This window comes from Acinetobacter sp. MF4640 (assembly GCF_002018895.1).
In the GTDB taxonomy this organism is placed as follows: Bacteria; Pseudomonadota; Gammaproteobacteria; order Pseudomonadales; family Moraxellaceae; genus Acinetobacter; species Acinetobacter johnsonii.
In genome coordinates this window covers 1-10,719 of sequence record NZ_MVOM01000075.1, presented here as the reverse complement: position 1 = coordinate 10,719, position 10,719 = coordinate 1, and the positions used below count along the sequence as shown (strand labels likewise).

At 43.1% G+C, this 10,719-nt stretch carries 6 protein-coding genes and 1 pseudogene; all 7 read left to right on the top strand.

Annotated features, from left to right (window positions below; all coding sequences use genetic code 11):
- Positions 1 to 3,558, top strand: a 3,558-nt coding sequence (locus MF4640_RS17180) for a beta strand repeat-containing protein (protein WP_078390353.1), incomplete at its 5' end; no start/stop codon positions are given.
- Positions 3,559 to 3,636: 78 nt separating this feature from the next.
- The gene (locus tag MF4640_RS17175) at positions 3,637 to 5,052 is read left to right on the top strand and encodes a TolC family outer membrane protein (RefSeq protein WP_227518682.1); all 1,416 of its coding nucleotides are present in this window, start codon (positions 3,637 to 3,639) and stop codon (positions 5,050 to 5,052) included.
- 265 nt (positions 5,053 to 5,317) lie between these two features.
- On the top strand, positions 5,318 to 7,453 hold the full coding sequence (locus MF4640_RS17170) for a type I secretion system permease/ATPase (protein ID WP_078390352.1): 2,136 nt from the start codon (positions 5,318 to 5,320) through the stop codon (positions 7,451 to 7,453).
- The gene (locus MF4640_RS17165; protein WP_078390351.1) at positions 7,450 to 8,889 is read left to right on the top strand and encodes an HlyD family type I secretion periplasmic adaptor subunit; all 1,440 of its coding nucleotides are present in this window, start codon (positions 7,450 to 7,452) and stop codon (positions 8,887 to 8,889) included. Before MF4640_RS17170 ends, MF4640_RS17165 begins: the two co-directional genes overlap by 4 nt.
- A 174-nt stretch (positions 8,890 to 9,063) precedes the next feature.
- Positions 9,064 to 9,447, top strand: coding sequence for an IS66-like element accessory protein TnpA (gene tnpA / locus MF4640_RS17160; RefSeq protein WP_078390350.1), 384 nt, complete (start codon positions 9,064 to 9,066; stop codon positions 9,445 to 9,447).
- Positions 9,390 to 9,779, top strand: coding sequence for an IS66 family insertion sequence element accessory protein TnpB (gene tnpB, locus MF4640_RS17155; protein ID WP_101495495.1), 390 nt, complete (start codon positions 9,390 to 9,392; stop codon positions 9,777 to 9,779). The genes tnpA and tnpB overlap by 58 nt, the downstream gene beginning before the upstream one ends.
- 74 nt (positions 9,780 to 9,853) lie before the next feature.
- A pseudogene (locus MF4640_RS17150) lies at positions 9,854 to 10,719 on the top strand (IS66 family transposase); the annotation flags it as partial.

Here is a 10,719-nt window from a genome sequence, read left to right as displayed (position 1 = left end):
GACACCATCAACCCGACCACGGTGACCCTGAATAACGTGAGCGTGGATGAAGGCACAGGAACCGCGACGATCGGTGCCAGTCTGGATCATGCACCGACTGCAGGCCCTGTGGTCTTGACCTTAAGCAACGGTTCAACCGTGACCTTTAACGTGGGCTACACCCCGGGTGACATCGTGCAATCGACGCCATTTGCGGTACAAGGCGACGACGTATACCGAGATGGCGAAAGCTACAGCGTGAGCATCAGCAGCTATACCGGTGGCGCAGAATTTGAAAATCTAGTGACCACGGATACTGCGACAGTGACCGTGAACGACACCATCAACCCGACCACGGTGACCCTGAATAACGTGAGCGTGGATGAAGGCACAGGAACCGCGACGATCGGTGCCAGTCTGGATCATGCACCGACTGCAGGCCCTGTGGTCTTGACCTTAAGCAACGGTTCAACCGTGACCTTTAACGTGGGCTACACCCCGGGTGACATCGTGCAATCGACGCCATTTGCGGTACAAGGCGACGACGTATACCGAGATGGCGAAAGCTACAGCGTGAGCATCAGCAGCTATACCGGTGGCGCAGAATTTGAAAATCTAGTGACCACGGATACTGCGACAGTGACCGTGAACGACACCATCAACCCGACCACTATTACACTAGATGGCTCAACCAGTAACGTTACAGGTCAGATTACGCTTACTGCGCAAGTAGATCATGCACCGTTGACGACGAATCTTGTCATCACTCTAACCAATGGTGGCCCTACGATTACCATTCTTGCGGGTCAAACCACAGGTTCGGTGACTTTTGCCAATCCGAATCCTGCGTTGCCGCATACCTATGCGATTAATACAGCGACGGGTGGTCAATATGAGCATCTTGACACGACTAGTACGATAACCATTGCAGGTCCGCTGATTGATCTTGATGGTAATAATAGTTCTGGTGTTACGGGTACAGGATATAAGACACACTTTGTTGATGGTGGTGCGCCAGTAACTATTGGTGATGTTGATACTGTGATCACCGATGCGGATGCAGCTGGACAACATATTGCCACGGCAACGATTAAGTTGCAGGGCACAGCGGGTGCTGGGTTTGAATTAGGTGATGTCCTTGCAGTAGGCTCTTTGCCAGCAGGGATTACTGTTGCGTCAAATGATGGAAATACCATTACCTTGACGGGTAATGCAACGCTTGCGGACTATCAAACTGCGATTAAAAATATTACCTTTGCAGCAGACGCGACTACACCGAACAAAGATTTGATTCGTCATGTCGAAGTACAGGTGACTGACGTCGATGGTAACCAAAGTAATGTTGCTGTGGCAGATATTACAGTGAATGTCATCCAAGCACCGGGTACGCCAGGTTCACCAGTGAATAATGGTGACAATACCGTAATCGGTGGTAATGGTGATGACGTATTAGTCGGAGATGGGGGTGGTGTAAAAACCGTTCTCCAACCTGGTACAAACTACAACATGGCCTTCATTCTCGACGTGTCAGGTAGTATGAGGTTTGATCTAGATCAAGGTAGTGGTAATGCTAACGAACGCTTGAATTTATTAAAAGATGGATTAAAGCAGTATATTCAAAATACCGTATTGCCATTTGCCGCAAAAGCAGGTACAGCAGATGGTGGCCATATCAATATTGCATTGATCAAGTTTGCAGGTTTAGCACAAACTAGCTTAACCATTAGTATTGCAGATGTAGTCAATGGTGATTGGACTGCTTTAAATAATACAATCAATGCGTTGACTCAGGGCGGTGGAACGAACTACGAAGCTGCATTTAATGAAGCTGAAAGATGGTTTAAAGGTTTATCTACGGGAGCAAATGATACGACTGCTGGTACCGATGCAACTGATAGAGCATCAACAAATGCCGATGGTACGGCGATTGCGGGCTACAAAAACTTAACCTTCTTTATCACCGATGGTAACCCGACGTTTTATATGAATGGTAATACTGAAGCAGGAAGTGGATCTGAAGCTCAAAATGCCGCTGCATTTAATACGATTCTAAGTCAGTCGAAGAGTACGTTTGATCATGGTTATAATCAAACTAGTGGTAATGGTGGGATAGGCTCAATAAGTACTGTAGCAGCAATTGGGCTAGGTATTGGAGTTAAAAAACCTTGGCTTCAAATGTTTGATAATACGGATAGTATTGGCAATATTACGATTGATGTAGGAACGCAGAATGTATCGGGTGTAAATGTCACTGATTCGTCAGCACCTACACCCAACCCTATCGCTAACTTTGACAATGCAACGGGTAATAATGCACCAGCTGCTTGGGTGGCAAGTGCTGATGCTACGGCTGCTACGCTGAATACAAATAAATTGATACTTGCAGATAGCACACAAGGTAATGGCGTGGCTGCAGTGTATCAAGGTCCAAGCTTTGCAGTGACAGGAAGTAGCACATTTGTATCCTTCGAATATGGTCGTAGTAATTGGGTTGCTGGTGATGCCTTCACTTGGAAATTACAACGCCAAAATAGTGGCGTTTGGGAAACTGTTGAAGTGGGTTCAAATGCTGCATCGAATGACCATGCTCCATCGGGAACTAATTCTACAGGGCTCTTTATGCAATCAGGTATCTTGCTTGCGGGAACATATCGTTTGCAGTTTGAGGTGGAGGATAATTCTGGTACGGGTACAGGTGACTATGTTGTGAGAATTGATAATCTGCAACGCAATACAAGTGCGGGAACGGACACTATTACAACGACTGGCGGTCAACCTGATATTGTCTTAACCGCAGATCAATTCCAATATGCTTTAGAGGCTGGTGGATTATCGGCTACTTTGAACCCAGTCGGAAATGACAAACTGTTTGGTGGTAATGGAAATGATGTCATGTTTGGCGATACCATCAATACGGATTGGTTAGACTGGACAGGCCGTAATTTGGATGCAGCCAATCAGCCAGATGCCGCAGGTTCAGGTATGGCAGCATTAAAAGAGTATTTAAGTCTCAGTCCATCCGATTACACCTTGGTGAATGCTAGTTTAGGTGTACAAGATATTGATTTGTACAACTACATTAAAGCGGAATCGAATACGACAACGGGCATCAGCCGTTTCAATGCCACAGCAGATACACGCGGTGGAAATGACGTGCTAGATGGCGGTATGGGTAATGACATTTTGTATGGTCAAGGTGGTGCAGATATTCTGATTGGCGGTGCTGGAAACGATATTCTGTTTGGTGGTACAGGTGCTGATACCTTTGTTTGGGGTAAAACGCTGAATACAACGACAGGTAATCTCGTAACCAACGGTACCAATGACGCTGATGGCTCTACAGACATAATCAAAGACTTTAGCCTTGCACAAGGCGACAAAGTTGACGCTAAAGCACTGCTTGATGCACTTGGCTGGGATGGCAATATGGGAACTTTGAGCCAATTTGTGACCGTAACTGGCAGCACAATCGATATTCATAACGCCGCGGACACGATAAGTGTCAACATTGTGGTAGAAGGCCAAACATTCACTGCCTTAAATGACATGATCACTAAAACGAACTTCCAAACAACATAAACGTCAAGAGAGGGTGAAATCAATTTCACCCTCTATTTGCTTTTTCAAATATAGATGACAGCATTGGACAAATACAACATGATTCAAAACGAGGGTAAACCTGTGAAAAAACAAACGTTAACTAAAATCGCAATGCTCGTAGCAGCAACTGCAGCGATGAATGTTTCAGCAGCAGACTTAACATCTGTCACTAAAACTGCCATTGAAAATAATCCAGAAGTACAAACTCAATGGTTTAGCTTCCTTGAAGCAACAGCAAATCAAAAACAAGCACGTGCTGGATACTTACCGTCGTTAGATTTGAATGCAGCGTACGGCAAAGGTAACCGTGAATTCGATGGCGATCGTGGTTGGTTCAATCAAGGTCAGGCAGAAATTGCATTAACGCAAGTGTTGTTCGATGGTTTTCGCATTAAAAGCAAAGTTGAACAAGGCGATTATGCTGCGCTAAAACGTTATTACGATTTGAATGCAGGTATTGAACAAAAAGCACTTGAAGCAACTCAAGCATATTTAGATGTACAGCGTTATCGCGAACTGGTTGGTTTGGCAGAAGGAAATTTTGCAAATCATCAACGTGTTTATAATCAAGTATTACAACGTACCAATCAGGGTGTAGGTAATAGAGCAGATTTGTCACAAATCACAGGTCGTTTATCGCTGGCTCAAACCAACTTGATGACTGAACAGGCCAACTTAAATGATGTATCTGCACGTTTTGCACGAATTGTTGGGGTGGAGCCAAGTAGTAATCTTGCGCCAGTAAGTGTGAATGTGGCACTGCCAAACAACACACAAGAATTGATTACCTCTGCGTACAACAATAACAACAGCTTAAAAGCTGCGTTAAGTGAAATGCAATATGCGCGTGCGAGTGCTCAAGAATTTAAAGCCAATATGTACCCGAAACTTTCGTTTGTGGCGCGTACAGGTTTATATCAAAACCGTAATAGTTTTGATGAGCGTAGCAATCCCGATAACGATAAATACGGGCAAGATAGCGCAGTTGAATTAAGACTTAACTACAATCTATTTAATGGTTTTGCAGACAGAGCAGCCATGAATGCTGCCAATGCACGTGTTTCATTATCTAATGATTTGAAAAATAAAGCATGTGTTGATATTCGTCAAACGTCTACTGTAGCTTACAATAATGTCAATAATTACACTAATCAGTTGCAATGGTTGCAACGTCATCGTGATGAATCTGCATCCGTTGTAAAAGCATATAACGATCAGTTTGATATTGGCCGTCGTACATTACTTGACGTTCTTGACTCAGAAAACGAAGCATTTCAAGCCAATCGTGCTTATGTCACTACGCAATACGACTTGAAAGTTGCACAATTCCAAACATTGTATAGTACTGGTCAATTGTTGCCTGCACTCGGTATTCAACGTGATAATTTACCTGCTGTATCAGAAGTGAGTCAGCGTGAAATTAATGCAGCGAATATGTGTTCTGCAACTGTTCAAGCACAAGCAGCAGAATAATGACCTGATGAATTGAAAATAGGGTGCAACGTGTGCCCTATTTTTGTTCGTAAAATATACATTTTATATAAGAGAAGTTTTTGTTATTGATTCGTTGGAAGCAATACATTAATTAGACCTCTTTCATAACCCCCTATAGTTCCCCCTTAAAAAGGGGGATGAGGAATATATTCCGCAAGTGGGGTTTAAAAACTTATGAGAGAGGTCTATTAATAGCAAGTTTTAGTTCAAAAAATCAAAATGCATTTTGACCCATGGTGAATAAGTGACAACACAAATATTTGACCCTTTAGCGTTATGCCTGATTCGGGTGGCTAAAGATTATGAGGTAAGTATTACCCAAGAAGGGCTACTTTCTGGCTTGCCTTTGCCCAATGGTTTACTAATTCCGAGCTTTGTTGCACGTGCGGCAGATCGTGTCAGTTTGACTAGTAATATAGTGCAGCAAGGTTTAGCACAGTTAAATCACTTTGTGTTTCCTGCAATTTTATTGTTAAAAAATAATACTGCCTGTGTGTTGTATCGAATTGATCATGAGCAGCAACTAGCAACCGTTTATTTTCCTGAATCAGCCGATACAGTGAAGCAAATACCGATTGCAGAATTGCAAGCGCAGTATGTCGGTTCAGTGATTTATCTTCAGCAACGTCAATTTATTGTCGATAACAAATTGAAAATGGAAAAAAATCAGCAGCACTGGTTTTGGCGTGTAATTCGTGAACATCGTTCAATTTATAAAGATATTTTGCTCGGCGCATTATTCGTCAATATTTTTGCCTTATGTTCGCCATTTTTTGTGATGAACGTTTATGACCGAGTTGTACCAAATCATGCATTGGATACGTTATGGGTTTTGGCACTCGGCATCATGATTATTATTACCGCCGATTTTGTTTTAAAGTTAGGACGCAGTTATTTTGTCGATTTAGCTGCGACGCGTGCAGACAATAAACTATCTGCTTATATCATGGAAAAAGTGCTTGGTCGTCGCATGGAGCAGAATAATATGTCGGTTGGTATGACGGCATCAAATATTCAATCCTATGAATCGATTCGTTCATTTACCAGTTCATTGACTGTTGTTTCCTTAGTCGATCTGCCGTTTTTTGTATTGTTCCTTGCGGTCATTTGTATCATTTCATGGGTGTTTGTGATTCCGCTGCTCATTGCAGCATTTATCATTTTATTGCACGCGTTGTCAGTGCATGTCAATTTGAAAAAATTATCTGATGCGATGGCAGAAGCTTCACAACAACGTCAAGCCTTGTTAATTGAAACTTTAAACAATGAAGAAACCATTAAGAGTTTTAATGCTAACGGTCGTATGCAAGCTTTGTGGGAAAAAGCCACCCGTTTTACCGTGCATTATTCTGCAAAGTTACGTTTTTTGGGTGGAACGGTTGGAAACTTTGCGTCATGGGTTCAACAAACCGTTGGCGTGGTCATTATCATCATCGGGGTTTACTTGATTGTTGAAGGCAAGCTCACGCAAGGCGCACTCATTGCCTGTTATATGATTTCGACTCGTGCGTTGGCCCCAATTGCACAGGTTGCAGGCTTACTTACTCAATATTATCAAGCGTCAAGTGCATTAAATTTATTGAACAAAACAGTTGAAGCGGAACAAGAGCGAGAAAATCTAAAAGGTTGGGTCAGTCATACCAATCTTATTGGTAATATTGAATTTAAAAATGTCAGTTTGCGCTATCCGAATGAGTCACGTTCCGCTGTAGAAGATATTACGCTATCGATTCGCGCAGGTGAAAAAGTGGCGATATTGGGTAAAGTCGGTTCTGGTAAAAGCTCGATTGAAAAAATATTATTGTCACTTTATCGACCTACAGAGGGTACGGTATTTATTGATCAAACCAATATTGCACAGATTGATCCTGCGGAATTACGCAACCAAATTGGTTATATTCCACAAGACATCGACTTATTGAATGGTACGGTGTTGTCGAATATTGTGTTGGGCAATCCACATGTCAGCCGAACGGTTTTGGAACAAAGTTTAGTCATTTCGGGTTTAGGGCAGATTCTAAAAGCACATGAAGATGGTTTGTCTTTGCAAGTGGGTGAGCGAGGGCACAAGTTGTCGGGCGGGCAACGTCAAGCAATCGCAGTCGCACGTGCAATTGCTCAAAATGCGAAAATTTTGATTTTTGATGAGCCGACCAGTGCGATGGACACACCATTGGAAAATCATGTGATTCATCATTTAAAACAATACATGACAGCCCAACACACATTGATCTTGGTCACGCATAAACCTGCTTTATTGGCTTTGGTCGATCGAATTATCATTCTTGAAGATGGCAAGATCATTGCAAATGGCGATAAAGAAACGGTCTTGAACGCGATGTTTCCTCAACAAGAAAAAGCTGCAGGAGTAACGTCGTGAGCGAAGAACAAAACAAAACCAATCGCGAGAAATTATTTCAAGGCGTAGGCAAAAGTATCGAAAACTCTGAAAAGGTGATGAATCCTTTTTTCGGGCGTTTGCGTTTGTTTAAACAATATCAACCTGCCGATGCAAATGATTGGCAACGTCAGGTTAAGGAAGTCACGCAATCACAAAAACCACTCAAAACACGAATGACACTTTATATTATTGCAGTGACTTTTGTCGGTCTGTTACTTTGGGCAGGTTTTGCCAAAGTCGATGAAATTACCCGCGGTGAAGGAAAAGTGATTCCTTCTCAACAGATGCAAGTTATTCAATCGGTCGATGGCGGTGTGGTTGAAAAAGTCTATGTTCAAGAAGGGCAACATGTCAAAAAAGGCGATTTATTAATTCGTATTGATCCAACCCGTTTTACTTCTAATTTGAATGAAATCAATGCCAAGATTTTCGCCTTACAAACCAAAGCAAGACGTTTAAGCGCACAGGTCAGTGGCTCAGGTTATACTTCTGGCAGCGTGCCAGCCGGTGTTTCACCTGATGCGGCCGCAATCATTATGGCGCAAGAAAGCCAGTATTATGCGGAAAGTTTGCGCGAACTGAGCCAAAGAACGATGACCAATCAAGGTACGGTTTCGACTCGTCAACAGGAATCGCAACGTGCTCAAGCTGCACTCGGACAAGCTGAAAGAGCCTATCAACTTGCAGTGCGTGAACTCAATACCACACGACCTTTGTTAAAGACTGGTGCGGTGTCGGAAATGGATATTTTGCGTTTAGAGCGTGATGTCTCCAATGCCGATGGTGAGCGTAAGCAGGCAGCAGCAAACTTACGTGGTTCGCAAGCCTCAATCGGCGAAGCGCAATCAAGAACCTCTGAAGCTGCGGTCAGTTTGAAAAACCAATGGCGCAATGAATTAGCAGAAGCGCAAGCGCAGTTGGTGAGTTTAAAAGAAAGTATTTCAGGCGTAGCAGACCGAGTGAAAACCACCGATATTCGTTCACCGACCAATGGTATCGTGCAGAAAATTTTCTTTAATACCATTGGTGGGGTTGTGAAACCAAGCGACCAAGTGGCGGAAATTGTGCCTTTAGATGGTCAATTGATCGTTGAGGCAAAAGTGTCTCCGAAAGATATTGCTTTTGTACGACCAGATTTGCCTGCGGTGATTAAATTTACGGCCTATGATTTTTCAATCTATGGCGGAATGAATGCGAAAGTAAAACATATTAGCCCAGACACATTTACCGATGAAAAAGGCAATATGTTTTATATCGTCCGTGCAGTGACAGACAAACCAACTTTCGGTAAAGGATTGTCTGTGATTCCAGGGATGACGGTTCAATTGGATATTATGACAGGTAAGAAAACAATTCTTTCTTATTTACTTAAACCAATTTTAAAAGCGAAAAACAATGCCTTAACCGAGCGTTAAGTCGAATAAACGTCATCAATCTACTAAAAATCCTTCTTTTAAAAAGAGGGATTTTTAATTTATAAAGCAGATTTTATAAGTGTTAATTGTAAGCGTCCGCTGAACACATCTTATGAATTCGTCCTATAAGCCTTAATTTAGTCCTCACTTAAAAACAAGTGGGAACTTAAATTTATGACTACAAATAACCAGACATCCATCGCATCTCTTACGATAATACGAAGAACATATAGTGCTGAATTTAAACAGCAGATCATTCAGGCGTGTAAAGCACCAGACGTTTCAATTGCTTCAGTCGCTTTGCAACATGGATTGAATACAAATCTTGTATCCAAATGGATTCGCTTAATTGATGCTAAGCCAAGGAGTGATCGCTCACCACTACCGAATAAACCTGCATTTATTGCCTTATCTTGCTCTGCACCATTAGATCATACTCCTACTGACATGTTAAAAGTTCAAATTACTTTACCCCACTCAAAAGCAGAAATTGGCTTGAAATGGCAAGTATCAGAAATATCTGCTTTAGCAGAATTACTCAAGGCACTTACAACATGATCCGTATCGATGAAATCTGGTTGTCTACCCAGCCCATGGACATGCGTGCAGGTATGGATACGGCCATGGCTCAGGTGGTGAGAGCCTTTGGCTACATTAAACCGCATTGTGCTTACCTGTTCTGTAATAAACGTGGCCATCGTATGAAAGTGCTGGTACATGATGGACTGGGGATCTGGCTGTGTGCTCGGCGGTTGGAACAGGGCAAATTTCACTGGGCTAAAGTTCATCAGAGTGAAACCCTGGCACTCAGTCCAGAACAGTTACAGGCACTGATCCAGGGTTTGCCTTGGCAGCGCATTGGACGACAGCAAGTGGTCACAATGCTCTAAACTAGCTTGGTCCATTCTGCTATTCTCCAAACGTTCTATTTCATTCTTCTCATGACCTCAGGCATACTGCGGTCATGAATACACTGCCTGATTTAAGCCAACTGACCCATGAACAACTGCTGGAATTTACCCGGCAGTTGGCAATGCAGCATCAGTCTTTGGCACAATCAAATCAAGAATTAGAAAAATCAAACCAGCAATTGGATGCCAAAGTTCAACATCTTTCCATTCTCACGCAAAAATACGAGCATGAGCTCGCACTATTTAAACAGCACAAATTTGGCAGTAAAAACGAACATCTCACCGCAAAACAAATCCATCTCTGGGATGAAGCGGTCGAAGAAGATATTGCCGCTGTTGATCTGGAACTAGAACGATTAAATGCAGATAAAACCCATGCAGCGACACAGAAAGCCACAGTCAACAAACCTAAACGTCGACTGCTGCCAGATCATCTACACACCATCCGTATTGAGCATGAACCTGCATCAACCCAATGCAGTTGTGGCTGCCAGTTACGTCGTATCGGCGAAGATATCAGTGAAAAACTGCATTTCAGACCGGCACAGTTCTACAAGGAACAGCATGTCCGTGGCAAATGGGTCTGTGATCAGTGTGACACCCTGACTCAGCAAGCGATGCCTGCCTATGTGATTGATAAAGGCATTGCTTCACCTGAACTGCTCAGCCATGTGCTGGTATCGAAATATGCCGATCATTTGCCGCTGTACCGTCAACGTCTGATCTATCAGCGGGCTGGCATTGATCTGTCCAGATCCACGTTATCTCTTGCGAAGCAATGCTTCTCAGATTGGTCGCTGCGGTGTAGAACTGGAACCTCTGGCCAATGCCTTAAAAGAGGTGGTACTACAACAGCAGGTGCTGCATGCAGATGAAACACCGGTCACCATCATGCGGATGGGTGATGATGAGAAAAAAC